Consider the following 25846-nt stretch of genomic DNA (forward strand, 5'->3'; position numbering starts at 1 on the left):
GTCACCCCTTGACGGTCAGCAGCGGCCGCAGCTCCGCGACCGGCGCCGCGACGCCGCCGCCGTGCAGGCTCGACACCACCGGCCCGATGTCCTTGTAGGCCCACGGCGCCTCCTGCTTGAGATCGCGGCGCCACGCGGCCATCACGTCCGACCGCCGCGCCACCACCGGGTCGCGGTGGTCCAGCGGCGTCACGACGCGGAACTCGCGCAGGAACGCGTCGAGCTCCGCGTCGCTCCCGCGCGCCGACGCACCGCGCGGCACCCGGCGCCCCGCGCCGTGGCACGCGCTGGCGAGGGTGCGCGGGTCGCCGTGCCCGCGCAGCACGAAGCTCGCCGCGCCCATCGACCCCGGAACGATCACCGGCTCGCCCCACATCGCGTACGGGCCGCCCGCCATCGCCTCGTGCCCGCCCGCGGGCGTGGCGCCCTTGCGGTGCACCACCCGGTCCCCGTCCTGCCAGAACAGGTTGTGCGGGGCGTCGTACAGCAGCCGCGCGTCGACGCCGCCGCACTCCGCGGCGAGCCCGGCCCGCATCGTCAGCGACAGGAAGAACCGGTTCCCGGCGGCGAAGTGGTCGCCGCCGCCGATCCCGCCGATGACGCTGTCGTGGCTGGCGCCGCCCGCGCTGCCGACCCAGTCGGCGAACGCCTCGGCCGTGGCGGCCGGGAAGCCGGGCGCGTGCATGCGGTCCAGCGCGTCGTCGGCGTCCTCGGAGTGCACGCCCTGCCAAGGTGCGCCGTCCGCCAGCAGCAGGCCGGGCAGCCCGTCGCGCAGCAGCGCCTCCCGCTGGACGGGCGTCAGCGCGATCCGCCGGCCGCCCTCGAAGGACAGGTGCCGCAGCCGCCGCTCCAGCGCGTCCAGCCTCGGCCGGACGCGGTCGGCGCGCAGGGAGGTGACCTCCAGCCGCATCCCGCAGTTGACGTCGTTGCCGACGGCCTGCGGCAGCAGCGCGTGCTCGGTCTCCAGCACCGTGCCGATCGGGATGCCGGCGCCCTTGTGGAAGTCGGGGGTGAGCGCGACGCGGGCGATGCGCGGCTCCGGGCCGTCGTAGCCGGGCGTCGCCTCGGCGAGGCGCTCCAGCGTGCGGGCGGTCTCCAGGAGCGCGAGCGCCTCGTCGACGGCCGCGTGTTCGAGCGGGACGTCGTCCCGCGCGCAGATCTCGGCGGGGACGCCGCAGGGGTTGGGGAGGTGGAGCCAGTGGTCGCCGGTGCGGACGAGCCGCCGGTCCTGACGTGCGGGCATGAGGGGGTTCCTTCGGGCTGCCGGAGGGCGCGCATCGGCGCGCATGGGGAAGAGAGCCGCTCGCGCGGAAGGCGCGGCGGACGGGGGAGCGGGGCGGAAGGGCCCGCTCGTTCCTCGGGTTCAGCAGCCGCGAGGCGGTTACGACCGTACCGCGCCGTCTCCTGCCGGGCCATCGGTCTTCCCGTAGGCCGCGATGTAGCTCGTCACCATCCGGGCGACGAAGTGCGCGACCCGCTCCGGCGGGCCGGACGGCAGCATGATGTGGCTCATCGTCAGCCGGACCGCCGCGTCGGCGATCTCCACGAGCGCCTCGCGGGCCACGTCCGGCCACTGGCGCAGCGCGTGCTCGGCGAGCCGGGAGCTGGCGGTGAACAGCACCGGCTCGGCCCGCGTGGTCAGCAGCGGCAGCATGTCGTCGCCGTCCGCGCCGGTCAGCACCGCCTTCTTCAGCTGGTCGTCGGCGGACATCTCCAGCGTGAACAGCACCGCCGCGACCACCGCGGAGTACAGGTCCTCGTGCTCGGACAGGACCCGGTCGATCCCGTCGAGATAGCGCTCGTTGTCGCGGACCACCACCGCCTGGGCGAGCCCCCACTTGTCGCCGAACTCGTTGTAGACGGTCTGCCGGCTCACCCCGGCCGCGGCGGCGACGTCCTGCATGCGCACCGCCCGGTAGCCGCGCTCGACGAGGAGCGCGGCGGCGGCGTCCAGCAGGCATTCGCGCACCGGACGTTCCGCGCTGCCCATCAGTCGTCCTTCCGGCCGGCGGTCACCCCGCCATTATCCTTGCCCGGTGACGGACATGGACTACCGGGCGCTCAACCGCGCGCTGTGGGACGAGCGTGTCGCCATCCACGTCGCCAGCGACTTCTACGACGTCGCCGGCTTCCGCGCCGGCGGGACGGCGCTGCGCGACTTCGAGATCGCCGAGGTCGGCGACGTGGCGGGCCGCCGCCTGGTGCACCTGCAGTGCCACTTCGGGCTGGACACGCTGTCGTGGGCGCGGCTCGGCGCGCGCGTCACCGGCCTCGACTTCTCCGGGCCCGCCGTGGCGGCGGCCCGGGAGATCGCGGCCGGATGCGGTCTCGACGCGCGGTTCGTCCAGGCCGACGTGTACGACGCGGCCGCCGCGCTGGGGGAGACCTACGAGATCGTCTACACCGGCATCGGGGCGCTGGTGTGGCTGCCGGACGTGGACCGCTGGGCGCGGGTCGCCGCCGGGCTGCTCGAGCCCGGCGGTTTCCTGTACCTCAGCGAGTTCCACCCGTTCGGCGACGTCCTGGACGACGCCGACGGCTCCACCGTCGCCTACGACTACTTCGACGCCTCGCCGCAGGTGTGGGACGAGCCGGGCACCTACACCGACGGCGGCCAGAACACCCGCAACACCCGGTCGGTGACGTTCCAGCACGGGCTCGGCAAGGTCGTCACCGCCCTCGCCGCCGCCGGGCTGCGCCTCGACTTCCTGCACGAGCACGACCACACCTACTTCCAGCGCTTCGCGGCGCTGGAACGGCACGGGACGGTCTACCGGCTGCCGGAGGGCCGTCCGCGCGTCCCGCTGATGTACTCCCTGCGCGCCACCCGTCCCGCGGACGGGTGAACCGCGGGCGCGGGCGCCGCCGCGGCCCGCTCGCCGCCGCCGTCGAGCAGGTGCGCGAGGGGCAGCGTCGCCGCGCCCACCGCGACCGCCTCCGGGCCGAGGTGGCACAGCTCGACGGAGGTCTGCGCGAACGGCTGCCGCAGCGCGTACCGGGCGGTGGCGGCCACGATCCGGTCGAGCATCCGGCCGCCGAGCAGCAGCCCCGCCCAGCCGCCGATGATGATCTTCTCGGGGCTGAACAGGTTGACCAGGTCAGCGACGCCCGCGCCGAGGTGCTCGGCGACGTCGGCGCGCAGGTCCGCCGCCGCCGGCGACGGATCGTCCAGCAGGCCGGCGAGCGCGGTCTCCTCGTCCGCGGCGGCGGGCCCGCCCGCCGCGCGGTAGCGCTCCAGCAGCGCCGCCGCGCCCACGTAGGCCTCCAGGCAGCCGAGTGAACCGCACCGGCACCGGACGCCGCCGACCCGCGACGTCGTGTGCCCCCACTCGCCGGCGCTGCCCGCCGCGCCCCGGTAGGGCGAGCCGCCGATCATCACGGCGGAGCCGACGCCGGACCCGATGAGCGCGACCACCGCGTTGCGGTGCCCGCGCCCGGCGCCGAACCACATCTCGGCCTGGCCGAGGGCGGTCGCGCCGTTGTCGACGAACAGCGGCAGCCCGGTGCCCGCGCGCAGCATCCGCTCCAGCGGCACGCCGTCCCAGCCGATCGTCTGGCAGTGCACCACCGCCTCGGTGCCGTCCCCGGCCGGACGGTGCTCCACGACCCCCGGGACGCCGACCCCGACGCCGATGACGGTGGACGGGTCGACCGAGGCGCGCCCGAGGACGTCGTCCAGCCCCTCCAGGATGTGGCGCGCCACGGCGCGGTCGTCGTGCCCGCCGTCGCCGAGCGGCAGGTCGGCCTTGGCGAGCGGGGTGAGGTCGAGGTCGAACAGTTCGGCCATGACGCGCGTCTCGCCGACGTCCACGCCGATCAGGTGGCCGAAACCGGCCGCGACCTTCAGCAGTACCCGCGGCCGGCCGCCGTCGGACTCCACGCTGCCGGCCTCCGCGACGAGGCCCGCCTCGATCAGCTCGCCGACGACGTTGCTGACCGACGCGGGGCTGAGCCCGGTCTCGCGGGCCAGGTCCTGGCGGCTGAGCGGGCCGTCGAAGTAGAGCCCGCGCAGCAGCACCGAGCGGTTGGTGCGGCGCAGATCGCGGACGGTCCTGCGGCGCCGGTCCGGCATCGGGCCCCCTTTCGCCGCGGCTCGGCGGCCGCGTCCCCCCGAAGGTTCTCAGGTCTTGACCCGGGAATTATGTCACTGCTTAGATCACGCCGTGAAATAAGGTGTGACGTAACTCTCCCGAGTGACGCACCCCACTCCTACGCGGAAGGCCGAGCCGATGCGCCACCCCACCTCACCGGCGTCCGGACACAGCGCGACCTCCTCCGGCGAACCGCCCGCCGCACCGCCTCGCCGCCCGGGACGCCCGGCGCGGCGCCGCACCGGGCGCACCGCCACCGGGCTCACGGCCGGCCTCGCCGCGGGGCTGCTGCTGGCCGCCGCGGCGGCGTGCGGCGGCGGCACCACCTCGGGCGGCGGGAGCGGCTCATCCAAGACGCTGACCTACTGGGCCAGCAACCAGGGCGCCGACATCGCCGCCGACCAGCGGGTGCTGAAGCCCGAACTGGCCAAGTTCGAGAAGCGGACCGGCATCAAGGTGCGGCTGGAGGTCGTCCCCTGGACCGACCTGCTCAACCGGATCCTCGCCGCCACCACCTCGGGCCAGGGCCCGGACGTGCTCAACATCGGCAACACCTGGTCCGCGTCCCTGCAGGCGACCGGCGGGCTCATGCCGTTCGACGCCAAGGCGATGGGCGAGATCGGCGGCGCCCAGCGGTTCGTGCCCGCCGCGCTCGCCAGCGCCGGCGCCAAGGGCAAGGACCCCGCCGCCGTGCCGCTGTACTCCACCGCCTACGGGCTCTACTACAACAAGAAGATGTTCGCCGACGCCAAGCTCGACCCGCCGAAAACCTGGCAGGAGATGGTGGACGACGGGCACAAGCTCACCAAGGGCGGCGTCCACGGCATCGCGATCGAGGGCGCCAGCATCCCCGAGAACGTGCACGCCGCGTTCAACATCGGCCAGATGTACGGGGCCGACTTCTTCACCCCCGACGGCAAGCCGCAGTTCGCCACCTCGCAGGCCGTCGCCGCGATCAAGTCCTACCTCGGCCTGCTCGGCATCGAGAAGATCGCCGCCGCGGGCAACGCCGAGTACTCGGCCAACCAGTCCATCAACGACTTCGCGACCCGCAAGGCCGCGATGCTCATGTGGCAGACGACCACCAGCGGCTTCACCAACCTCGGCATGAAGCCCGGCGAGTGGGGCGTCGTGCCGATCCCGGCGCCGTCCCCGGCCCCGCCCGGCGGGCGGCCGATCACCTCGATGGTCGGCGGCATCAACCTCGCGGTCTTCAAGAGCACCGGCAACCGCGACGGCGCGCTGGAGTTCGTGAAGTTCATGACCGGCGACGACGAGCAGAAGATCCTGAACAAGGCGTACGGGTCGCTGCCGCCGGTCACCGCCGCGCAGAACGACCCCGCCTTCGACACCCCGGACACCCGGGTCTTCAAGGGCATCCTGGCCGGGCACGCCGCGCCGCTGCCGCAGGTGCCGAGCGAGAGCCAGTTCGAGACCGCCGTCGGCACCGCGATGAAGGAGCTGTTCGCCGACGCGGCGGCGGGCCGCCCCATCACCGACGACAAGATCAGGTCCAAGCTCGAAGCGGCCCAGCAGCAGATGGCCGAGTGACCGGCGCATGACCTCCGCCCACGTCTCGTCCGGTTCCGGCGTCTCGTCCGGTGCCAATGTCTCGTCCGGCACGGCCCGCGAGGGCCGTGCCGGGGGTCCCCGGCACGGGCGCCCCCCGGCGAGCCGGAACCGGCCGCGCAGCCGGTTCCGGCTCCCGCCCCGCCTGCTGCCCTACCTGCTGCTCGCGCCCGCTGTGGTCGCCGAGCTGATCGTGCACGTCGTGCCGATCGCGGTCGGCATCTGGATGAGCTTCCGCGAGCTGACGCTCTTCTACATCCGCGACTGGGCCAAGGCGCCCGGCAAGGGCTTCGGCAACTACCGCGTCGCGGTCGACTTCGACGCCGCCATCGGCAAGGACCTGCTGACCTCGTTCCTGGTGACGGCCGGCGTCACCGTGCTGGCCGTCGGCCTGTCGTGGCTGCTCGGGACGGCCGCGGCGATCCTCATGCAGGACCGGTTCCGGGGACGCGGGCTGCTGCGCGCGGCCTTCCTCATCCCGTACGCGCTGCCCGTCTACGCGGCCGTCATGACGTGGGGATTCCTGTTCCAGCGCGATACCGGCATGGTGAACCACGTGCTGGCCGACCAGCTGCACCTGACCGGCGGCGACCGGCCGTTCTGGCTGATCGGCGGCAACGGCTTCTGGGCGCTGGTGACCGTCATCGTGTGGCGGTCGTGGCCGTTCGCGTTCCTGGTGCTGATGGCCGGGCTGCAGAACGTCCCGCGCGACCTGTACGAGGCGTCCGCGCTGGACGGCGCCGGCGTCTGGCGGCAGGTCCGGCACATCACGCTGCCCGCGCTGCGGCCCATCAACCAGGTGCTCGTCCTCGTGCTGTTCCTGTGGACGTTCAACGACTTCAACACACCGTTCGTGCTGTTCGGCAAGGCGCCGCCCACCGGCGGCGACCTGATCTCGCTGCACATCTACCGGGCGTCGTTCCTCACCTGGAACTTCGGCACCGGATCGGCGATGTCGGTCCTGCTGCTGCTGTTCCTGCTGCTGGTGACGGCGGTGTATCTGATCGCGACGTCGCGAAGGAGGAGCGCCCATGCATGACACCCCGCCCGCGGCCCGCGCCGGCCGGCCCGCCCGGAGCCGCCGCGCGCCGACCGATCCGCCGGCCTCGTTCCGCTGGACGCGCCGGATCGTGCTGACGCTGCTGGCCGTGTTCACCCTCGTGCCGGTGTACGCGATGGTCAGCTCGTCGCTGAAACCGCTGAAGGACGTGCGGGGCGCCTTCCACTGGTTCCCCACCGAGCCGACCTTCCGCCCCTACGTCGACATGTGGTCGACGGTGCCGCTGGCCCGCTACTTCACCAACAGCGTCATCGTCGCGGGCGGCGCCACCGCGGCGTCGGTCGTCATCGCGGTCGGCGCCGCGTACGCGGTGAGCCGGTACCGGTTCGCCGGCCGCCGGGTCTTCACCGTGACGGTGCTGTCGACGCAGATGTTCCCGGGGATCCTGTTCCTGCTCCCGCTGTTCCTGATCTTCGTGAACGCGGGCAACGCGACCGGGATCGCGCTGTACGGCAGCCGCGGCGCGCTGATCCTCACCTACCTGACGTTCTCGCTGCCGTTCTCGATCTGGATGCTCGCCGGCTACTTCGAGTCGATCCCGCGCGAGCTGGACGAGGCGGCGCGGGTGGACGGCTGCGGCCCGGTCGGCGCGCTGCTGCGGGTGATCGTGCCCGCGTCGCTGCCCGGCATCGTCGCCGTCACCGTCTACGCGTTCATGACCGCCTGGGGCGAGGTGCTGTTCGCCTCGGTGATGACCAACGACCAGACCCGGACGCTGTCCATCGGGCTGCAGGGCTACTCGACGCAGCACGAGGTCTACTGGAACCAGGTGATGGCCGCCTCTCTCGTGGTGAGCGTCCCCGTCGTGGCCGGGTTCCTGCTGCTGCAGCGCTTCCTGGTGACCGGCCTGACCGCCGGCGCCGTCAAGTGACCGCCCCCACCGCCCGCCCCGCTTCTCACCTCAGAGGGAGACCCGTGCCCATCGACGACCTGACCGCGTTCGGCCCCGACTTCGCGTGGGGTGCGGCGACCTCGGCCTACCAGGTCGAGGGCGCCGTCCGCGAGGGCGGCCGCGCCCCGTCCATCTGGGACGTGTTCTGCCGCGTCCCCGGCGCGGTCGCCGGCGGCGACACCGGCGACGTCGCCTGCGACCACTACCACCGCTGGCGCGAGGACGTCGAGCTGATGGCGTCGCTCGGGCTCGGCGCCTACCGGTTCTCGGTCGCCTGGCCGCGCGTCCTGCCGGACGGCGCCGGGCCGGTGAACCCGGCCGGGCTCGCCTTCTACGACCGGCTCGTGGACGCGCTGCTCGAGGCGGGCATCGAACCGCACCCGACGCTCTACCACTGGGACCTCCCGCAGGCGCTGCAGGACCGCGGCGGCTGGCCGTCCCGCGACACCGCCGAGCGCTTCGCCGAGTACGCGGCGGTGGTCGCCGCCGCGCTCGGGGACCGGGTGGCGTCGTGGGCGACGCTGAACGAGCCGGTCTGCGCGGCCTGGCTCGGGCATCTGCGCGGCGTGATGGCGCCGGGCGCGGCGGACGTCCGGCAGGCGGTGCCCGCGTCGTACCACCTGATGCTGGCGCACGGACTCGGCGCGCAGGCGATCCGCGCCGCGGCGCCGGGCGCCCGCGTCGGGATCGTCAACCTGCTCACCGACTGCGAGCCCGGCACCGACCGGGACGAGGACGTGGCGGCGGCGCGGCGCGAGGACGGCCACCACAACCGGTGGTGGCTCGACCCGATCCACGGCCGCGGCCTGCCCGCCGACATGATCGAGGAGTACGGGGTCGAGCCGCCGGTGCGGCCCGGCGATCTGGAGGCGATCGCGGCGCCGCTGGACTGGCTCGGCGTCAACTACTACCGCCGGTCGGTCAACGTCGCCGACCCGGACGGCCCGCCGCCGCGCGCCCGGCAGATCACCCCGGACGGGACGCCCCGCACCGGGATGGACTGGGAGATCCACCCCGAGCGGCTGGAGCGGATCCTCGTCCGGGTCACCGAGGAGTACGCGCCGCGCAGCGTCATGGTCACCGAGAACGGGTCGGCCTACACCGACACGGTGACCGCGGGCGGCGCCGTCCACGACCCCGACCGGACCGCCTACCTGGAGGCGCACCTGGCGGCGTGCGCGTCCGCGATCCGCAAGGGCGTCCCGCTGGACGGCTACTTCGCCTGGTCGCTGCTCGACAACTTCGAGTGGGCGTACGGGTACGCGCAGCGGTTCGGGCTCGTCCACGTCGACTTCGGGACCCAGAAGCGGACGGTGAAGGACAGCGGGCACCGCTACGCCGAGATCATCCGCGCGCACCGCGGCCTGTCCGCCGGAACGGTCGCGACCGGCCGCTGACCGTCCGGGCCGGGGCCCTTCGCCGCATGGGGCCCCGGTCCGGGCCCGCATGCGGCCGGAGACCCCGTCCCGCCTACAGTGAGGCTCCACCAGGCCCGCGACGGGCGGGCGCAGGGGTGAGGAGGACCGGGGTGGGCGGGATCCTTGTGGCCAACCGGGGCGAGATCGCGCTGCGGATCGTCCGGGCGGCGGCCGAGCTGGGGCTGCGGACGGCCGCCGTGCACACCCGCGACGACGCCGCGTCCCCGCACACCCGCCGCGCCGACGAGGTGCGGGCGCTGCCCGGCGAGGGCGTCCCCGGCTACCTCGACGCGGACGCGCTCATCGCCGCCGCCAAGGACGCGGGCGTCACCGCCGTCCACCCCGGCTACGGCTTCCTGAGCGAGAACGCCGCGTTCGCCGCGCGCTGCGCCGCCGCCGGCCTGACGTTCGTCGGCCCGAGGCCGGAGCTGCTGGAGCTGTTCGGCGACAAGACCAGGTCCCGGGAGCTGGCCCGCGAGGCGGGCGTGCCGGTGACGCCCGGCACGCCCGGGCCGGTCACGCTCGCCGAGGCGGAGGCGTTCGCGCGCGAGCACGGGCCGGTGGTGCTCAAGGCGCTCGCGGGCGGCGGCGGGCGCGGTATGCGCGTCGTCACCGAGCCCGGCGGCATGGCGGAGGCGTACGAGCGGTGCCGTTCCGAGGCGCTCGCCTCCTTCGGGAACGGCGACCTGTACGCCGAGAAGCACATGCCGCGCGCCCGCCACATCGAGGTGCAGATCGCGGGCGACGGCTCCGGCGCCGTCACCCACCTGTGGGAGCGCGACTGCAGCGTCCAGCGGCGCAACCAGAAGCTGATCGAGATCGCGCCGGCGCCCGCGCTGCCGCCGGGCCTGCGGGACGCGCTGCTCGACGCCGCGCTACGGATGGCGGCGCACGTCCGCTACGCGAGCCTCGGCACGTTCGAGTTCCTCGTGTCCGGCGAGCAGTTCTGGTTCCTGGAAGCCAACCCGAGGCTGCAGGTCGAGCACACCGTCACCGAGGAGATCACCGGCGTCGACCTGGTGAAGGCGCAGATCCGGCTGGCGCTCGGCGCGGACCTCGCCGCCGTCGGCCTCGCCGCGCCACCGCCCGCGCACGGCTGCGCCGTCCAGGTGCGCGTCAACACCGAGACGATCGGCCCGGACGGAGCGCCGCACCCGCACGCCGGGACGCTCACCGCGTTCGCGCCGCCGACCGGCCCCGGCGTCCGCGTCGACACCTACGGGCACCCCGGCTACCGCACCAGCCCCCGCTACGACCCGCTGCTGGCGAAGGTCGTCGCCCGCGCGGAGGACCTGCCGTCCGCCGCCGCCCGCGCCCACGGCGCGCTCGGCGAGTTCGAGATCGCGGGGGTCGCGACGAGCATCCCGCTGCTGCAGGGCGTGCTGCGGCATCCCGAGTTCACGGCGGGCGGCGTCCCGACCTCCTTCCTCGCCGACCACCTGCCCGAACTGCTGCGCAGCGAGCACCACCGGTACCACGTGCCGTCCGCCGGGGAGTCCGCCGCGCCCGCCCCGGCCGTGCCGGACGCGCCTCCCGGCACGGTCGTGGTGACCGCGCCCCTGCAGGGCACGGTGGTGAGCGTCGAGGCCGCCGAAGGCGACCTCGTCCGCGCGGGCGCGCCGGTGCTGATCCTCGAGGCGATGAAGATGGAGCACGTCGTCCGGGCGGAGGAGCCGGGCGTCGTCCGCGCCGTCGCCGCGGCGCCCGGCACCACCGTCGCGGAGGGCGCGCCGCTGCTGTTCCTCGAACCCGCGCAGGTCGACGGCGACCACGCCGACGACGAGGCGGAGGCCGACCTCGACGCGATCCGCGCCGACCTCGCCGAGACGATCCGGCGGCACGAGATCGGGCTGGACGCGGCCCGCCCCGACGCCGTCGCCAAGCGGCACGCGCGCGGCCACCGCACCGCCCGCGAGAACATCGCGGACCTCTGCGACCCCGGGACGTTCGTGGAGTACGGCGCGCTCGCCATCGCCGCGCAGCGGCAGCGCCGGTCCCTGGACGACCTCATCGAGCGCACGCCCGCCGACGGGATGGTCTGCGGGCTCGGCGACGTCAACGGCGGCCAGGCCGTCGTGATGTCCTACGACTACATGGTGCTGGCCGGGACGCAGGGCCACCAGAACCACCGCAAGACCGACCGGATGCTCGACCTCGCGCGGCGGCGGCGCCTGCCGGTCGTGCTGTTCGCCGAGGGCGGCGGCGGGCGTCCCGGCGACACCGACACCTCGATGGTGTCCGGGCTGGACGTGACGACCTTCCACGCCATGGGCCGGCTCAGCGGCGCGGTCCCGTCCGTCGGGATCGCCTCCGGGCGCTGCTTCGCCGGGAACGCGGCGCTGCTCGGCTGCTGCGACGTCATCATCGCCACCCGCGACGCCAACATCGGGATGGGCGGCCCGGCGATGATCGAGGGCGGCGGCCTCGGCGTGTTCGCCCCCGAGGAGATCGGGCCGATCACCGACCAGGAGCCCAACGGCGTCGTCGACATCGCCGTGGAAGACGAGGCGGAGGCCGTCGCCGCCGCCCGCCGCTACCTGTCCTACTTCCAGGGCCCGGCCGGCGAGTGGACGTGCGACGACCAGCGGATCCTGCGGCACGTCATCCCGGAGAACCGGCTGCGCGCCTACGACGTCCGCGAGGTGATCGGGCACCTGGCCGACACCGGCTCGGTGCTGGAGCTGCGCCGCGCGTTCGGCGTCGGGATCGTCACCGCGCTCGTGCGGATCGAAGGCCGCCCCATGGGGCTCATCGCGAACAACCCCGCGCACCTCGGCGGCGCGATCGACCGCGACGCCGCCGACAAGGCCGCCCGCTTCCTGCAGCTGTGCGACGCCCACGGCCTGCCCGTGGTGTCGCTGTGCGACACCCCCGGGTTCATGGTCGGACCGGACGCCGAGCGCACCGCGACCGTCCGGCACTTCAGCCGGATGTTCGTCACCGGCGCGAACCTGAGCGTCCCGCTCGTCACCGTCGTGCTGCGCAAGGGCTACGGGCTCGGCGCGCAGGCGATGGCGGGCGGCGGGTTCAAGGCGCCGCTCGCGACCGTCGCGTGGCCGACCGGCGAGATCGGCGGCATGGGCCTGGAGGGCGCCGTCCGGCTCGGGTTCCGCAAGGAGCTCGCGGCGGCCGAGGACCCGAAGGCGCTGTTCGAGACGATGGTCGCCGCCGCCTACGAGCACGGCAAGGCGCTGAGCGCCGCCACCGTGTTCGAGCTGGACGACGTCATCGACCCGGCCGGCACCCGGCGGCTCGTCACCACGGCGTTCGCGTCCGCACCGCCCGGCGGGGAGCGGCCGCGGCGCTGGGTGGACACCTGGTGACCGGGGCGGCCCCGGCCAGGTAGGCGGCCCGGACGCACGGATCGGCGCGGACCTCGGCGGGCGGCCCCGCCGCGATCACCCGGCCGCCGTCCAGCACGTGCAGCACGTCGCACACGCCGAGCACCGGCTCCAGGTCGCGCCCGGCGACCAGCACCGCGACGCCCTCGGCGGCGAGGTCGCGCAGCAGCACCTCCAGCGCTCTGGACCGCCGCTCGGGCAGGTCCGTCCACGGCTCGTCCAGCAGCAGGACGGCGGGTTCGGCGGCCAGCGCGCGCGCCAGCCCGGTCAGGCAGGCCACACCGGGCGGCGCGTCGCGCACCGGTAGTTCGGCGAACTCCGCGATCCCCACGCGGGCCAGCAGTTCGTCGGCGCGGTCACCTGCTTCGGCGCGCGCGCGGCGACGGCGCGCCCACCGGTCCCGGGCCGTGCGGCCGCCGTGCTCGCGCAGGCCGGCGTGCCTGCGCGCCGCGGCCCGGACGCTCTCGCGGACGGTCCGCGACCGCCACCGCTCCGGCTCCCCGGACGTCCCGGCGATCCCGCGCCGGGCCCGCTCACGTGCCGCGCTGCCCGTCAGGTCGGCGCCGTCCAGGTGCACGGTGCCCTCGGCGGGCCGGCGCCGCCCGGCGATGACGTCGCACAGGGTCGCCCGGCCCGCGCCGTCCGGCCCGACGAGCCCGGCCACCGTGCCCGGCGGGACCGCCAGCGCGGCGCCGCGGACGGCGGTCACCCCGCCGACCCGCACCGTGACGCCCGCGACCCGCAGTCCCTGAGCGGTCGACATCGGCGCCTCCAGGCCGGTCCGGTGCCCGGCGCCCGCGTCGCGGGCCTTGTGTGACGTGGATCACTGACGGATCATCACCCTACTGAGGCGTGCGCGCGCGGGCAACGGGCGCGCACGCGGCGCAGCGGGCGGCCGGCGGAGGGCGGAGGCGCGTGATGGCGGACTGGAGGACGCGGAGCCTGTGGCTGTCCCGCAGGCCCTACGAGCCGGCGCCGCCCCTCGACGGCGACCTGGACGTGGACGTGGCCGTCGTCGGCGGCGGCTTTGTCGAGGACAAGCGGATCATGCCGCACTTCCACCGGCCGACCCCGGACGGCCGGATCCTGTGGGGCGGGCGCGACGCGCCCTTCGCGCCCGCCGGCCCCGACCCGCGCCAGGACCGGTCGCCGCGGGTGTTCCGGCGGCTGGAGGAGACGTTCCGCCGGACGTTCCCGCAGCTGGACGACGTGCGGATCGATCGCGGCTGGTGCGGTCCCGTCGCCGGCACCGTCAACTGCTTCGCGCACGCCGGGAGGCTCGGCCGCGGCGGCCGCGTCGTCTACGCGCTCGGCTACGCCGGCCACGGCGTCGGCCCGAGCCACCTCACCGCGAAGATCGCCCGCGATCTGCTGCTCGACCGCGACAGCGGGCTGCTGGACCTGCCGATGGCCGCCGAGCGGCCGGTGCCGCTGCCGCCGGGCCCGCTGCGCGCGCTCGTCCTCAACGGCTCGCAGCGCGTCCTGCAGCGCGCCGACGACGGCGACCGCGGCCCGCTGACCGGGCTCGCCCTGCGCTTCCTGCAGTGACGCCCCGTCAGGCCGGCTCGGCGCCGAGCGCCCGGATCCGGTCGCGCGTCCACTCCCTGACGCCCGCGATGAACCCCTCGACGTCCGCCGCCTTGCCGGACGCCATCTCGGCGAACCAGTCCGGCACGTACCGCTCGAACCGCCCGTTCTCGATGAGTTCCAGCACCGCCGCGGCGACCTCCTGCGGAGGCAGCGCGTCGGACAGGTCGCTGAGCGGCGGCTCGTTGCCCGGCAGCGAGAACAGGTCGGTCTCGATCAGCGCCGGCTGCACGATGTGCGCCTGGACGCCCGTCCCGTCCAGGTCGACGGCCATGCTCTCCCAGAACGCGGTCAGCGCCGCCTTGGACGCGCCGTACGCGGCCTCGTGCGGCGGGCCGAGGCGCGCCGCGACCGACCCGATCGCGACGAGGTGCCCGTGCCCCCGTTCGATCATCCCGGGCAGCAGCGCGAGCGTCAGCCGCACCGGCGAGAGGTAGTTGAGCCGCAGCACCTCGTCGTTCTCGCCGGGCGCCATGTCCTGGACGCGGCGCCGCTTCGGCATCGCCGCGTTGTTGACCAGCACGTCCACGCCGCCGAACTCCGCCTCCACGGCTGCCGCGAGCCCGGCGACCGCGTCCAGGTCGGCCAGGTCGGCGACCCACATCGCCGAGCCGGGGGCGTGCTCGCGGCACCGCGCGAGCGTCTTCTCCAGCAGTTCCCCGCGCCGCGCGACCAGCCCGACCCGCGCGCCGGCGGCGGCCAGCGCCTCCGCGACGACCGCGCCGATGCCGGACGACGCGCCCGTGACCAACGCCGACTTTCCCGTCAGACTCACCATCCCGCCAACGTCACACACGGCCGCGCCGCGCGGCAAGGCGCACCGCCGCCGCGCGGCGAACGGGCGCGCTGCCGCCGCGCGGCGAACGGGCGCGCTGCCGCCGCGCGGCGAACGGGCGTGCTGCCGGGGGCCGTCCCGCTCGGCGACCCCGGTGAAAAAGGGGCGGCGCCCGTCGTTGCGAGGTCGGTAGGCTGGTGAGTTTCGCCCCCGGTACCCGCCCCTCACCTCTGGAGGTCCTCCGGCATGCCCGCCGAACCGTCGATCCTCGCCGCCGAGCGCGCCCACCTGGCCGAGTCCCGCGCCGCGCTGCGCCGGATGCGCGAGCACGCGGAGTCGCTGTCCGCCGACGTCGCCGCGGACTGGGTGTCCAAGCAGTTCCTGGAGTCGCTGCTCGACCAGCGGGTCGCGGCGCTCGCCGACCACCCCGACGCCCCGCTGTTCTTCGGGCGGATGGACCGCGACGGCGACGACGGCCCCGACCTGCCCGCCGTCATGTACGTGGGGCGGCGGCACGTCCACGACGGCGACGAGGGCCGCCCGCTGGTGCTGGACTGGCGCGCCCCGGTGTCGCGGGCGTTCTACCAGGCGGGTCCGGCCGATCCGATGGGCTGGCGGCTGCGGCGCCGCTTCGGCTTCCAGGGCGGCGAGCTGACCGCGTTCGAGGACGAGCCCCTCGACGGCGGCGCGGAGCCCGGCCCGTCCCGGATCCTGACCGAGGAGATCGAGCGGCCCCGCACCGGCCCGATGCGCGACATCGTCGCGACCATCCAGCCGGAGCAGGACGCGATCGTCCGCGCCGACCTGCCCCGCACCGTCTGCGTGCAGGGCGCCCCCGGCACCGGGAAGACGGCGGTGGGCCTGCACCGCGCCGCCTACCTGCTGTTCACCCACCGCGAGCGGCTGTCGCGGTCCGGGGTGCTGATCGTCGGCCCGAACCGCGCGTTCCTCGCCTACATCTCGGCGGTGCTGCCCGCGCTCGGCGAGGTCCGCGTCGAGCAGGCCACCATCGACGACCTGCTCGGCGCGCCGCTGGGGGAGGAGCCCGCGGCGGTGTCGGCGGCCAAGGGCGAGGCGCGGATGGCCGATGTGCTGCGCAAGGCGCTGTGGCTGCACGTCCGCAAGCCGGTGGAGGGCCTCGTCGTCACGCGCGGCGTCGCCCGCTACCGGCTCGCCGACCACGAGGTGCGGGAGATCGCGGCCGGGCTGCGCGGCACCACCCGCTACGGCAGCGGCCGGGCCGCGTTCGCGCAGCGGCTGGCCCACCAGATCCTCGTCCGGATGGAGCAGCGCGGCGAGGCCCCCGACGACCGCGTCCAGGACCAGGTGGCGCGCAGCAGGCCGGTCAAGCAGCTGCTCGACCAGGTGTGGCCCAAGGTCACGCCCGAGCAGGTCCTCTACCGGCTGCTGTCGGACGCCGGCTTCCTGCGCACCGCCGCCAAGGGCGTCCTCGACGAGAGCGAGCAGGCGGCGCTGCTCTGGGAGAAGCCCGCCCGCTCGCACCGCTCGGTGAAATGGACCGCCGCCGACCGCGCGCTGCTGGACGAGCTGAACGACCTCATCGAGCGCACCGCCTCGCTCGGGCACCTGGTCGTGGACGAGGCGCAGGACCTGTCGGCGATGCAGCTGCGCGCCCTCGGCCGCCGCTGCGGCACCGGGTCGGCGACCGTCCTCGGCGACCTCGCCCAGGGGACGACGGCCTGGTCGGCGCGGTCGTGGAAGGAGGTCCTGACCCACCTCGGGCAGGACGGGGAGGTCACCGAGCTGACCCTCGGGTTCCGCGTCCCGGGCACCGTCCTCGACTACGCGGCCCGGCTGCTCCCGCACGTCGCGCCGGAGCTGGAGAGGCCGCGGTCGCTGCGCGCCGGCGCCGGGGCGCTGGACGTGCGGCGCGTGCCCGACGTGGTGGCCGGGGCCGTGCGGGCCGCGCGCGAGGCCATGGCCCGGGCCGGCTCGATCGGGCTGATCGTGCCGGACGCGGCGGCGGCCGCGCACGCGGCGGCGCTGGCGGAGGCCGGGCTGGACGCCGCGCTGCTCGGACCGGAGTCCGACGGCACCGCGCGGCTGCTCGTCGTCCCGGCGACGCTGGCCAAGGGCCTGGAGTACGACCACGTCATCGTGGCCGAGCCCGCCGCGATCGCGGCGGCCGAGGCGCGCGGCCTGGCCCGGCTGTACGTGGTGCTGACCCGCGCCGTGACCTCGCTGACGGTCCTGCACGAGAGCGACCTGCCCGCCGAGCTGGCCTCTTGAAGGAGGAGGACCGGCCGTGACCGACCCGCACCTGGGCGCACTACCCGCGCGGGGCCGGCTGACCTGCGTCGCCGTCCCGCGGCCGCAGGCCGTCGAAGGCGATCCGGAGGACGTCGTCGCTGCCGCCGGCGCGCCCGGCGGCGAAGGAGATCCCGGCCAGCAGCGCGGTGACTTCGGCCGGGCCGACGTCGGGGCGGACGGCCCCGGCGCGCTGCGCGCGCTCCAGCAGGGTGCCGATCGCGTCCTTCACGTCCGGTCCGGTGCGTCCGGTGGCCTCGCGGGCGTCGACGCCCGCCTCGGCCAGCGCCTCGGTGACGGCCTGCTTGGTCGACGCCTGGGAGACCACGCGGGCGAAGAAGCCGAAGAACGCGGCGCCGGGATCGGCCGCCGACGCCAGCTCCCGGGCCTCGCCGGCCAGCCGGTCCAGCAGCGCGACGAGCACGGCCTCCAGCAGCGACTCCTTGGTCGGGAAGTGCCGGAAGACGGTGCCGATCCCGACTCCGGCGCGGCGCGCGACCTCCTCGGTGGAGGCGGAGGTCCCCTGGGCGGCGAACACGTCCTCGGCCGCGGCCAGGACCTTGGCGCGGTTGCGCAGGGCGTCGGCGCGCAGCGGCTTGCCGGACGAGGTGGTCGTCATCACGGCCTTCCCGTTGACAAGTGGAGTGCGGACTCCATATTTTCGGATACGGAGCAGAAACTCCGATTGTACGGGAGAGAGTCATGTCCGAGTTCGCCACCCCCCGCGCCGTCTTCCAGCGGCTGATCGACGGGGTGACCGCGCGGCGGCCCGACGGGCTGCCGCAGCTGTACGCCGAGGACGCGGTGGTCGTGCACCCGTTCGCCCACCCCGCGTCCCGGCTGGAGGGCCGCGAGGCCCTGCGCGCGCACTTCGCGCGGCTGGAGACCCTCCCGGTGGAGATGGCGGCCCGCAACGTGGTCGTCCACCAGACCGCCGACCCCGAGGTGATCGTGGCCGAGTTCGAGTACGCCGGCCGCAACACCGAGACGGGCCGCGACTTCGTCGTGCCGAACGTCTTCGTCATGCGGGTCCGCGGCGGGCGCATCGTCGAGTCCCGCGACTACGCCCACCACCAGGCGTTCGAGGAGGCGATGGCGTGAGCGCCCCGACGCCGCGCGAGGTGTTCGCGCGGCTGAGCGCCGGGATCTCCGCGGGCCGCTGGCACGAGCTCGCGGACCTGTACGCCGAGGACGCCGTGGTCGACCAGCCGTTCGCGCTCCCGCCGGCGCCGCCGCACCTGGAGGGCCGGGCGGTCATCGGCGAGCACTTCCGCCGGGCCGCCGCGGGACCGCTCCGGCTGCGCGCCCGCGACGTCGTGGTGCACGAGACCGCCGACCCGGAGGTGATCGTCGCCGAGTTCGACTACGACGGCCGCGTCGCCGGCACCGGTCACGAGTTCCGCGTCTCGAACGTCCAGGTGCTGCGGGTCCGGGACGGCCTGATCGTGCGGACGCGCGACTACCACGATCACCGCGGTCTCGCCCGCGCCCTGGCACGCCGGCGTCCGGCCGCCGCCGGGTAGGAGGATCGGGCCGCGCGGGCGGTTGACCGGCCCCCGTGCCGGTTCCTAGGGTGGACGGGCCATACCGACCGGTTGGTATGTTCGTTCGCGGTGGCCCGTTCGCCACCCCTGCACCCCGCGCGGAGGTTCGCCCTGTGAGCACTGCACCGCCCGACGCCGACGAGCTGAGCAGGCGCGTCGAGGAGTTCCTCGCCGCCCACGACCCGTCGGCCACCGAACCGCTGGAGTTCCTGCGCGCCCGGTTCGACGCCGGCCTGGCCTGGGTCCACTACCCCGAGGGGCTCGGCGGGCTCGGCGCCCCCCGCGCCCTGCAGCCCGCCGTCGACCGGCGGTTCGCCAAGGCGGGCGCGCCGACGAACCACCCCGAGCGCAACGGCATCGGCCTCGGCATGGCCGCGCCGACCATCCTCGCCTTCGGCACCGAGGAGCAGAAGCGCCGCCTCCTGCGCCCGCTGTGGACCGGCGAGGAGCGGTGGTGCCAGCTGTTCAGCGAGCCCGGCGCCGGCTCCGACCTCGCCGCGCTCGCCACCCGCGCCGTCCGCGACGGCGACCGGTGGATCGTCAACGGCCAGAAGGTCTGGACGTCCATGGCGCACGAGGCGCGCTGGGCGATCCTCGTCACCCGCACCGACCCGGACGTGCCCAAGCACCGCGGCATGACCTACTTCGTCTGCGACATGACCGCCCCCGGCGTCGAGGTCCGGCCGCTGCGGCAGATCACCGGCGAGGCCGAGTTCAACGAGGTCTTCCTCACCGACGTCGCGATCCCCGACGAGCAGCGGCTCGGCGAGGTCGGCCAGGGCTGGCAGGTCTCCACCACCACGCTGATGAACGAGCGGGTCGCGATCGGCGGCAACGCCGCGCCGCGCGAGGGCGGGATGATCGGCGTCGTCGCGTCCCTGTGGCGGGACCGGCCCGAGCTGCGCACCCCCGGCCTGCACGACGCCGTCCTGCGCGCCTGGGTGGAGACCGAGGCGGCCCGGCTCACCGGCGAGCGGCTGCGCCAGCAGCTCACCGCCGGGCAGCCCGGCCCCGAGGGGTCCGGCGCCAAGCTCGCCTTCGCCAAGCTCAACCAGGAGGTCTCCGGCCTGGAGCTCGAACTGCTCGGCGACGAGGGCCTGCGCTACGACGACTGGACGATGCGCCGCCCCACCGAGGTCGACTTCACCCGCCGCTCGCCCGGCTACCGCTACCTGCGCGCCAAGGGCAACTCCATCGAGGGCGGCACCTCGGAGATCCTGCGCAACATCATCGCCGAGCGCGTCCTCGGCCTGCCCGGTGAGATCCGCGTCGACAAGGACGTGGCGTGGAAGGACCTGCCCAAGTGAGCGACCTCCTCTACTCCGAGATCGAGAACGACCTGCGCGCCGGCGTCCGCGAGCTGCTCGACGACAAGGCGCCCTGGACCGCCGTCCTCGCCGGCACCGAGAAGGACGAGCCCTTCGACGCCGCGCTCTGGAAGGCCGTCGCCGGGCAGCTCGGCTGCGCCGGCCTGCCCGTCCCCGAGGACCTCGGCGGCGCCGGCGCCACCTGGCGCGAGACCTCCGTGGTGATGGAGGAGCTCGGCCGCGCCGTCGCGCCCGTCCCGTTCCTCACCAGCTCCGTCATCGCGACGGCCGCGCTGCTGGCGGCGGGGGAGCGGGAGCTGCTCGGCTCGCTGGCGTCCGGCGAGAAGATCGCCGTGCTGGCGGTGCCGTTCGCGACGCCGCCCGGCGACGTCGCCCCGACCGTGCAGGTCACGGACGGGGCGCTGACCGGCGAGGTCGCCGGGGTCGCCGACGGCCTGGCCGCCGACGTGCTGCTCGTCCCGGCCGGCGACGGCCTCTACGCGGTGGACGCCGCCGAAGCGGTCCGCACCGCCGTCACATCGCTCGACATGACCCGACGCCTGGCCGACATCGCCTTCTCCGGCGCGCCCGCCCGGCGCGTCGCGGAGGGCGGCGACGCGGTCCGCGCCGCGCTGCTGACCGGCGCGGCGATGCTGGCGTCCGAGCAGCTCGGGCTCGCCCAGCGCTGCCTGGACGACACCGTCGCCTACGTCAAGAACCGGTACCAGTTCGGCCGTCCCGTCGGCTCCTACCAGGGCCTCAAGCACCGGCTCGCCGACCTGTGGACGTCGATCACGCAGGCCCGCGCCGTCGCCCGGTACGCCGCGTCTTGTGCCGCCTCCGGCGACGCGGACCTGCCGGTCGCCGTCGCGGTCGCGCAGGCGCACTGCTCGGCGGTCGCGCTCAAGGCCGCCGAGGAGGGCGTGCAGATGCACGGCGGCATCGGCTTCACCTGGGAGAACTCCTCGCACCTGTTCCTCAAGCGGGCCAAGGCCGACGCGATCGCGCTCGGCACCGCCGACCGCCACCGCGCGGCCCTGGCGGCGCTGGTCGACCTACCGCCGGCCTGACCCGCCGTCCCGCCCCGGCGACCCGCTCGCCGGGGCGGTCATCCGGTGACGACGGCCAGGATCCGGGTGCCCTCCGGGAACGCGCCGCGCTCGGCGAGCGCGACGATCCCGAACATCATCTTCGCCGTGTAGACCCGGTCGAGGACGAGCCCGTGCCGCCCGGCGAAGTCGCCGATGAAGGCGTCCAGCTCCGGCGTCGTCCGAGCGTAGCCGCCGAAGTGGAAGCCGTGCTCGACGCGCCACGACCCGCGCCGCCCCCCGTACGTCCCGCGCTGGAGCCGCTCCACCTCGGCGTCCATGAAACCGCCCTTGAGCACCGAGAAACCGAGCGCGCGGGCGCCCGGCGGCAGCCCGGCCGCCAGGCCCGCGAGCGTCCCGCCCGTCCCGCACGGGCAGCAGACCACGTCGAACCCCGCCGACTCGGCGCCCAGCTCCGCGCAGCCCCGCACGGCCAGGGCGTTGCTTCCGCCCTCGGGCAGCAGGTAGAACCCGCCCCACCGCTCGCGGAGCGCGGCGATGACGTCCGGCTCGTGCTTGCGGCGGTACGTCGTCCGGTCCATGTAGGCGAGCCGCATGCCCCTGCGCTCGGCGTACGCCAGCGTGTCGTTCAGCGGCAGGTGCTCCTCGCCGCGCACCACCCCGATCGTCGCGAACCCGAAGAGGTCCCCGGCCGCCGCCGTCGCCCGCAGATGGTTGGAGTACGCCCCGCCGAACGTCAGCAGCGTCCCGTGCTCGCGCGCGGGCCCGATGTTGTGCCGCAGCTTGCGCCACTTGTTGCCCGGAAGCTCGGGATGGACGAGGTCGTCGCGCTTCAGGAACAGCCCGAGGCCGCGCCGCGCGAACCGGGCGTCGTCCAGCTCCTCGACCGGGGAGGGCGCGGCCTCGGGCGGGATCATCGCGGGGCGGGCAGGCCGAGCTTCTCCCGCAGCGTCCGCTGGACGGCGTCGGCGCCGGGGCGCGCATCGACCGTCACCACGTACTCCTTGCGGCCGAACAGCTCCAGGATCGGCGCGGTCTTCTCCCGGTAGATCCGCAGCCGCTCCGCCACGGCCTCCTCGGTGTCGTCCTCGCGCGCGACGAGCTCGCCGCCGCACACGTCGCAGCGGCCCTCCTCGGTGGGCCGGTCCGCGATCAGGTTGTAGTCCATCCCGCACCGCGAGCACAGCCGGCGCGCCAGCACCCGCCGCCGCACCTCCTCGTCCGGCAGGTCCAGATGGATCACGCCGTCGATGTCGTAGCTCTCCAGGAAGAACTCCGCCTGCCGCCGGCTGCGCGGGAACCCGTCGATGATGAACCCGTAGTTCCAGTCGTGCTGCTCGAGCCGGTCCCGGACGACCCCCTCCACCAGGTCGTCGCCGACCAGCTCGCCCGCCGCCATGGCGCGCCGCACCTGCGCGCCGAGCTTGGTGCGGTTCTGCACGTGCCAGCGGAAGACGTCGCCCACGCTGATGTGCACCAGGTCGAGATCGCGCGCCAGCAGCAGCGACTGCGTCCCCTTCCCGCTGCCCTGCGCGCCGATGATCACGTACTTGCGCATGCCCGCAGCCTATGCGGCGCGGCCGGGGCCGGGCGCGCCGCGGGTCAGCGCGCGAGCCGCAGCGCCCGGCCCAGCCAGCGGAACCGCGAGCGGTCGGGCACGTGCTCGGGCTCGACCCGCAGCGTCAGGCAGTCCGGCAGCGGGCCGATCGCCGGCGGCCGCACGCACACCAGCGTCGCCCGCGCCCGGCGCGCGCAGTGCAGCCGCACCGACGGCCGCAGCAGCCGCGAGAACGGCCCCCGCGTCCCGTGCCCGACGACCAGGATGTCGTCCTCGCCCGCCAGCCGCACCAGCGTCGCCCCCGGCTCCCCGACCAGGGCCAGCGCGGTCATCTCCACGCCGTCGGGCGGCCCGCCGCTCACCTCGTCCAGCAGCCGGGCGACCAGCTCGGCGCCCGACCCGCGCAGCGCGTCGGTGATCCCGCAGCCGAGCTGGCCCGCCGCGGACACGTGCGGCGGCAGCGGCGCGGAGTGGGCGACGAGCAGCGGCAGCCGGCGCAGCCGCGCCTCGCCGATCGCCCAGGAGAGCGCGCATCGTGCCCCCGCGGAGTCATCGACCCCGACGACGACGCGCGGGCCGCCCTCCGGTCTCGCGATCACGGTCCCTCCTGAAGGCAACGGACTGATGTGCACTCTAGGGTGCAGGCATACCCGTTCCGACGGAAGTGTTTCCGCTTCAGGAAAGCCGAGTTTCCGCAATCGTCACCGGCGTGTCGCCCCCGGGCCGCTCGCCGCGGCCCGCCGCGGGACGCCCGGCACGGGCGCCCGCCGGCCGCGCGCCGAACCCGGACAGGACCGACTCCAGCAGCGGCAGGGCCGCCCCCGCCCGCTTGGCGCGGATCACCACGTCCCACGCCGGCTCGAACTTCTTCCACCCGCCCGCGTACGCCGCGTGCCGGGCCTTGCCGCGCAGCGTCGGCTTCGTCGCCGCGCCCCGCGCGATGTTCCGCCACCGGTAGAAGTCCCGGTAGGCGCGCCAGTAGCCGTCCTCCAGCTGGGCTGCGGTCATCCGGGCGGGCTCGAACACGACGGTCCGCGTGTCGTAGCGGTCCCAGTCACTGTGCAGGATCCGCCCCTCCTTGACCATCCGGGCGTACAGCCGCGTACCGGGATACGGAGTCATGATGTGGAACGTCGCGGTCTCGATGCCCTGGCCGACCGCCCACTCCACCGTCCGCCCGAACACGCTCGGGTCGTCCTGGTCCATGCCGAACACGAAACTGCCGTTCACCATGACGCCGTGGTCGTGCAGGCGCCTGATCACCTGCCCGTAGTCCCGGTCGATGTTCTGCCACTTGCGCTGCTCCTTGAGGTTGCCGGCGTTGACGGTCTCGAACCCCACGAACAGGCTGCGCAGCCCCGACTCGACCGCCTTCTCCAGCACCCCCGGACGCAGCACCGACTGGACCGTCCCGGCGGCCTGCCACAGCCGTCCCATGCCGCGCATCCCGTCGAACAGGGCCCCGGCGAACCGGGCGTTGCCGAACAGGTGGTCGTCCAGGAAGTACAGGTGCCGGCCCGGCAGCCGGTCGATCTCGGCCAGCGCCGCGTCCACGGTCTGGGTGTAGAACGACTTGCCGCCCTCGAAGAACGCCTCCTTGTAGCAGAAGTCGCAGACGTGCGGGCACCCGCGCGACACCACGATCGAGTTCGGCACGAGGTAGCGGCGCCGGTCGATCAGGTCCCGCCGCACCGGCGGCAGCCCGGCCAGCGTCCGCTCGGACGAGTCGTAGCGCGGCGCGGGCCGTCCCGCGCGGAGGTCGGCGAGGAAGCGCGGCCAGGTGTCCTCGCCCGGCCCGCAGAAGATCGTGTCGGCGTGCGCGGCCGCCTCGTCCGGCAGCGACGTCACGTGCAGCCCGCCGAGGCACACGTGCGCCCCCTTGGCCCGGTAGTGGTCCGCCAGCTCGTAGGCGCGCCGCGCGGACGTGATGTAGACCTGGATGACCACCAGGTCAGGCTCGTCCGACACGTCGACCTTCTGCACGTGCTCGTCGGTGAGCGTCACCTCGTCGTCCGGGTCCAGGTACCCGGCCAGCGTCGCGAGCCCGAGCGGCGGGAACAGCGAGTACTTGATCGGCCTGAAGAACGGCGACGACGCCTCGGTCAGGGCCGGAAGGATCATCTTCACGCGCATGCCACCACGCTGCCGCCCGAAAGAGCGCGCCCTGTGGCGCAGATGTGCCGATCCCGTGGAGGTCCGCCGCGGCCCGCTCACGGGACTCTCCTGGGGGCCGGGCGTCAGCGGCCGCAGGCGCGGCAGGGGGCGCGGGTGCCGCGCGCATAGCCGAGCGCGGCGGCGGCCAGGCCGGCGCCCCAGGCGAGGTAGCCGGGGACGGCGACCCAGAAGAACGCCTCGGGCAGGTCCATGCGGCCGTCGGGCGGGAACGGGTCGCGGCCGTGCATCCGCTCCCAGATCATCTGCAGCAGCATCAGCCCGAAGTAGACGACCAGCCCGGCGGAGAGCGCGGTGCCGGGCCACAGCACCAGGCGGCGCGGGACGGCCCGTCCGGCCAGGCCCGGCACGGACCGGGGCCACCGGCGCCCGAAGCGGTGCACCAGCGCCAACGGCAGCAAGGTCCCGCCGAGCACGAACCCGATGAGGAACAGCACCCCCGAGACCCCCCTTCCCCAATCGAACCCGACCGCGGCCTGCGCGGCGATCCGGGCCGCGCATCCGGCGATCGCCAGGTAGGCGGCTCCGTAGGCCCAGCGGGGCGTACGCGCGGACGGCGCGGCGGGGGCGCCGGCGGTCCGGCCGCAGCCCGTGCAGCCGGCGCGGGTGCGGCGGGCGTAGGCGCGGGCCGACAGCCCGGTCATCACGCCGGCGGCGACGCACGCGGCCCGGCTGAGCGCACCGAGCGGATGCAGGCCGAGGCCGAGGCCGGGCAGGATCCCGCCGACCACGTCCAGCAGGAGCATCGCGCCGGCGGCGGTGAGCGCGGCCCCGACGGCCCACCCGGCGGCGATCAGCGCCAGTCGCGGCGCCCGGCTCAGAGCACGGGCGGCCGGGAGCATGAGCACCGCCAGGACCAGAGCCGCGGCCCCGCACAGCACGGCCGACGCCCAGCCGGTGAAGACGACCAGATCGGTCCCGATCGGCGACAGGCGGGCCGGCCGGTGGCCCGCCGCCCAGTAGATCCGCAGGCCGCCGTAGGCGGTGACCCAGGCGAGCGCGACGAGCGGCAGCCGTCCCCGCCATGCCGCGCGCGGGGTGATGGTACGGGACTGCCCATGGGAAGTGGCCATGCCACCGATCCTTGGGCGCGCGGCGTGGTGGCACCTCCCCGCACCGGAACTCCCTCCCGCGGGTGAGGGGGATGGGCCGGGTGAAGGTGCGGGTGCGCCGTCCGGGGTGGTGAAACCGCAGGTCGGGCGTAGGATCGTCAGA

Annotated in this window: 23 protein-coding genes; 12 read left to right on the plus strand and 11 right to left on the minus strand. The window is 74.9% G+C overall.

The features are described from left to right. Position 1: 1 nt before the first annotated feature. Together F8568_RS19575 and F8568_RS19580 are read right to left on the minus strand one after the other, a co-directional pair. Positions 2-1243 carry an RtcB family protein gene (locus F8568_RS19575; RefSeq protein WP_160573666.1) on the minus strand — a complete coding sequence of 414 codons (1242 nt, stop codon included), beginning with the start codon at positions 1241-1243 and terminating at the stop codon, positions 2-4. A gap of 138 nt (positions 1244-1381) precedes the next feature. Further along, positions 1382-1990 carry a TetR family transcriptional regulator gene (locus F8568_RS19580; protein ID WP_151595006.1) on the minus strand — a complete coding sequence of 203 codons (609 nt, stop codon included), beginning with the start codon at positions 1988-1990 and terminating at the stop codon, positions 1382-1384. 55 nt (positions 1991-2045) lie between these two features. Here F8568_RS19580 and F8568_RS19585 point away from each other — a divergent pair, with 55 nt between their 5' ends. After that, the gene (locus F8568_RS19585; protein WP_151595086.1) at positions 2046-2846 is read left to right on the plus strand and encodes a class I SAM-dependent methyltransferase; all 801 of its coding nucleotides are present in this window, start codon (positions 2046-2048) and stop codon (positions 2844-2846) included. On the opposite strand, the gene F8568_RS19590 is transcribed toward F8568_RS19585, so the two are convergent. Next, positions 2771-4072: an ROK family transcriptional regulator gene (locus F8568_RS19590; RefSeq protein WP_151595007.1), complete on the minus strand. Its 1302-nt coding sequence runs from the start codon at positions 4070-4072 to the stop codon at positions 2771-2773. The genes F8568_RS19585 and F8568_RS19590 overlap by 76 nt on opposite strands. 157 nt (positions 4073-4229) lie before the next feature. Between F8568_RS19590 and F8568_RS19595 the strand changes: the two genes are divergently transcribed. The 5 genes from F8568_RS19595 to F8568_RS19615 all read left to right on the plus strand — a co-directional run bounded on the left by F8568_RS19595 (position 4230) and on the right by F8568_RS19615 (position 12353). Then, the gene (locus F8568_RS19595) at positions 4230-5642 is read left to right on the plus strand and encodes an ABC transporter substrate-binding protein (protein ID WP_151595008.1); all 1413 of its coding nucleotides are present in this window, start codon (positions 4230-4232) and stop codon (positions 5640-5642) included. A 7-nt stretch (positions 5643-5649) separates the two neighbouring features. Further along, positions 5650-6699 (plus strand): carbohydrate ABC transporter permease, encoded by a 1050-nt coding sequence (locus tag F8568_RS19600; protein WP_151595009.1) that lies wholly within the window; start codon positions 5650-5652, stop codon positions 6697-6699. Beyond that, positions 6692-7591: a carbohydrate ABC transporter permease gene (locus F8568_RS19605; protein ID WP_151595010.1), complete on the plus strand. Its 900-nt coding sequence runs from the start codon at positions 6692-6694 to the stop codon at positions 7589-7591. The genes F8568_RS19600 and F8568_RS19605 overlap by 8 nt, the downstream gene beginning before the upstream one ends. A 50-nt stretch (positions 7592-7641) precedes the next feature. Beyond that, on the plus strand, positions 7642-9009 hold the full coding sequence (locus tag F8568_RS19610; protein ID WP_407924480.1) for a GH1 family beta-glucosidase: 1368 nt from the start codon (positions 7642-7644) through the stop codon (positions 9007-9009). A gap of 131 nt (positions 9010-9140) precedes the next feature. Beyond that, a complete protein-coding gene (locus F8568_RS19615; protein ID WP_328600956.1) occupies positions 9141-12353 on the plus strand; it encodes an acetyl-CoA carboxylase family protein in 3213 nt (1070 codons plus the stop codon). Here the strand turns inward: F8568_RS19615 and F8568_RS19620 are convergent. Further along, complete coding sequence (locus F8568_RS19620) at positions 12286-13134, minus strand: ATP-binding cassette domain-containing protein (protein ID WP_151595013.1); 849 nt, start codon at positions 13132-13134, stop codon at positions 12286-12288. The genes F8568_RS19615 and F8568_RS19620 overlap by 68 nt on opposite strands. A 155-nt stretch (positions 13135-13289) precedes the next feature. Between F8568_RS19620 and F8568_RS19625 the strand changes: the two genes are divergently transcribed. Beyond that, positions 13290-13919 (plus strand): NAD(P)/FAD-dependent oxidoreductase, encoded by a 630-nt coding sequence (locus tag F8568_RS19625; RefSeq protein WP_151595014.1) that lies wholly within the window; start codon positions 13290-13292, stop codon positions 13917-13919. Positions 13920-13926: 7 nt separating this feature from the next. Here the strand turns inward: F8568_RS19625 and F8568_RS19630 are convergent, their stop codons facing one another. Further along, positions 13927-14736, minus strand: a complete 810-nt coding sequence (locus F8568_RS19630) for an SDR family NAD(P)-dependent oxidoreductase (RefSeq protein ID WP_151595015.1) — start codon at positions 14734-14736, stop codon at positions 13927-13929. Positions 14737-14979: 243 nt separating this feature from the next. Here F8568_RS19630 and F8568_RS19635 point away from each other — a divergent pair, with 243 nt between their 5' ends. After that, the gene (locus F8568_RS19635; protein WP_151595016.1) at positions 14980-16983 is read left to right on the plus strand and encodes a HelD family protein; all 2004 of its coding nucleotides are present in this window, start codon (positions 14980-14982) and stop codon (positions 16981-16983) included. Between the two features lie 40 nt (positions 16984-17023). On the opposite strand, the gene F8568_RS19640 is transcribed toward F8568_RS19635, so the two are convergent. Beyond that, positions 17024-17620 carry a TetR/AcrR family transcriptional regulator gene (locus F8568_RS19640; protein WP_151595017.1) on the minus strand — a complete coding sequence of 199 codons (597 nt, stop codon included), beginning with the start codon at positions 17618-17620 and terminating at the stop codon, positions 17024-17026. 83 nt (positions 17621-17703) lie between these two features. Here F8568_RS19640 and F8568_RS19645 point away from each other — a divergent pair, with 83 nt between their 5' ends. The 4 genes from F8568_RS19645 to F8568_RS19660 all read left to right on the plus strand — a co-directional run bounded on the left by F8568_RS19645 (position 17704) and on the right by F8568_RS19660 (position 20922). Beyond that, positions 17704-18102: a nuclear transport factor 2 family protein gene (locus F8568_RS19645; RefSeq protein ID WP_151595018.1), complete on the plus strand. Its 399-nt coding sequence runs from the start codon at positions 17704-17706 to the stop codon at positions 18100-18102. Next, positions 18099-18524: a nuclear transport factor 2 family protein gene (locus tag F8568_RS19650; protein ID WP_151595019.1), complete on the plus strand. Its 426-nt coding sequence runs from the start codon at positions 18099-18101 to the stop codon at positions 18522-18524. Before F8568_RS19645 ends, F8568_RS19650 begins: the two co-directional genes overlap by 4 nt. 134 nt (positions 18525-18658) lie before the next feature. Next, positions 18659-19852: an acyl-CoA dehydrogenase family protein gene (locus F8568_RS19655; RefSeq protein WP_151595020.1), complete on the plus strand. Its 1194-nt coding sequence runs from the start codon at positions 18659-18661 to the stop codon at positions 19850-19852. Continuing rightward, positions 19849-20922: an acyl-CoA dehydrogenase family protein gene (locus F8568_RS19660; RefSeq protein ID WP_151595021.1), complete on the plus strand. Its 1074-nt coding sequence runs from the start codon at positions 19849-19851 to the stop codon at positions 20920-20922. Before F8568_RS19655 ends, F8568_RS19660 begins: the two co-directional genes overlap by 4 nt. A gap of 38 nt (positions 20923-20960) precedes the next feature. Here the strand turns inward: F8568_RS19660 and F8568_RS19665 are convergent, their stop codons facing one another. From F8568_RS19665 to F8568_RS19685, 5 genes are all read right to left on the minus strand, one after another. Continuing rightward, the gene (locus F8568_RS19665) at positions 20961-21818 is read right to left on the minus strand and encodes a 1-aminocyclopropane-1-carboxylate deaminase/D-cysteine desulfhydrase (protein ID WP_151595022.1); all 858 of its coding nucleotides are present in this window, start codon (positions 21816-21818) and stop codon (positions 20961-20963) included. Continuing rightward, a complete protein-coding gene (locus F8568_RS19670) occupies positions 21815-22459 on the minus strand; it encodes an adenylate kinase family protein (protein ID WP_151595023.1) in 645 nt (214 codons plus the stop codon). The genes F8568_RS19665 and F8568_RS19670 overlap by 4 nt, the downstream gene beginning before the upstream one ends. 44 nt (positions 22460-22503) lie before the next feature. Beyond that, positions 22504-23058, minus strand: a complete 555-nt coding sequence (locus F8568_RS19675; RefSeq protein ID WP_160573667.1) for a universal stress protein — start codon at positions 23056-23058, stop codon at positions 22504-22506. A gap of 76 nt (positions 23059-23134) precedes the next feature. Further along, a complete protein-coding gene (locus F8568_RS19680) occupies positions 23135-24592 on the minus strand; it encodes a B12-binding domain-containing radical SAM protein (protein ID WP_151595025.1) in 1458 nt (485 codons plus the stop codon). Between the two features lie 104 nt (positions 24593-24696). Continuing rightward, a complete protein-coding gene (locus F8568_RS19685; protein ID WP_151595026.1) occupies positions 24697-25704 on the minus strand; it encodes a hypothetical protein in 1008 nt (335 codons plus the stop codon). Between the last annotated feature and the right edge of the window lie 142 nt (positions 25705-25846).

Source organism: Actinomadura physcomitrii (genome assembly GCF_008923205.2).
Taxonomy (GTDB): domain Bacteria; phylum Actinomycetota; class Actinomycetes; order Streptosporangiales; family Streptosporangiaceae; genus Spirillospora; species Spirillospora physcomitrii.

Coding starts and splice junctions, on each gene's coding strand:
- F8568_RS19595 (WP_151595008.1), top strand. CDS start 4,230: ATGCGCCACCCCACCTCACCGGCGTCCGGACACAGCGCGACCTCCTCC.
- F8568_RS19590 (WP_151595007.1), bottom strand. CDS start 4,072: ATGCCGGACCGGCGCCGCAGGACCGTCCGCGATCTGCGCCGCACCAAC.
- F8568_RS19680 (WP_151595025.1), bottom strand. CDS start 24,592: ATGCGCGTGAAGATGATCCTTCCGGCCCTGACCGAGGCGTCGTCGCCG.
- F8568_RS19685 (WP_151595026.1), bottom strand. CDS start 25,704: ATGGCCACTTCCCATGGGCAGTCCCGTACCATCACCCCGCGCGCGGCA.
- F8568_RS19635 (WP_151595016.1), top strand. CDS start 14,980: ATGCCCGCCGAACCGTCGATCCTCGCCGCCGAGCGCGCCCACCTGGCC.
- F8568_RS19600 (WP_151595009.1), top strand. CDS start 5,650: ATGACCTCCGCCCACGTCTCGTCCGGTTCCGGCGTCTCGTCCGGTGCC.
- F8568_RS19640 (WP_151595017.1), bottom strand. CDS start 17,620: ATGACGACCACCTCGTCCGGCAAGCCGCTGCGCGCCGACGCCCTGCGC.
- F8568_RS19605 (WP_151595010.1), top strand. CDS start 6,692: ATGCATGACACCCCGCCCGCGGCCCGCGCCGGCCGGCCCGCCCGGAGC.
- F8568_RS19630 (WP_151595015.1), bottom strand. CDS start 14,736: ATGGTGAGTCTGACGGGAAAGTCGGCGTTGGTCACGGGCGCGTCGTCC.
- F8568_RS19670 (WP_151595023.1), bottom strand. CDS start 22,459: ATGCGCAAGTACGTGATCATCGGCGCGCAGGGCAGCGGGAAGGGGACG.
- F8568_RS19580 (WP_151595006.1), bottom strand. CDS start 1,990: ATGGGCAGCGCGGAACGTCCGGTGCGCGAATGCCTGCTGGACGCCGCC.
- F8568_RS19575 (WP_160573666.1), bottom strand. CDS start 1,243: ATGCCCGCACGTCAGGACCGGCGGCTCGTCCGCACCGGCGACCACTGG.
- F8568_RS19665 (WP_151595022.1), bottom strand. CDS start 21,818: ATGATCCCGCCCGAGGCCGCGCCCTCCCCGGTCGAGGAGCTGGACGAC.
- F8568_RS19645 (WP_151595018.1), top strand. CDS start 17,704: ATGTCCGAGTTCGCCACCCCCCGCGCCGTCTTCCAGCGGCTGATCGAC.
- F8568_RS19585 (WP_151595086.1), top strand. CDS start 2,046: ATGGACTACCGGGCGCTCAACCGCGCGCTGTGGGACGAGCGTGTCGCC.
- F8568_RS19620 (WP_151595013.1), bottom strand. CDS start 13,134: ATGTCGACCGCTCAGGGACTGCGGGTCGCGGGCGTCACGGTGCGGGTC.
- F8568_RS19625 (WP_151595014.1), top strand. CDS start 13,290: ATGGCGGACTGGAGGACGCGGAGCCTGTGGCTGTCCCGCAGGCCCTAC.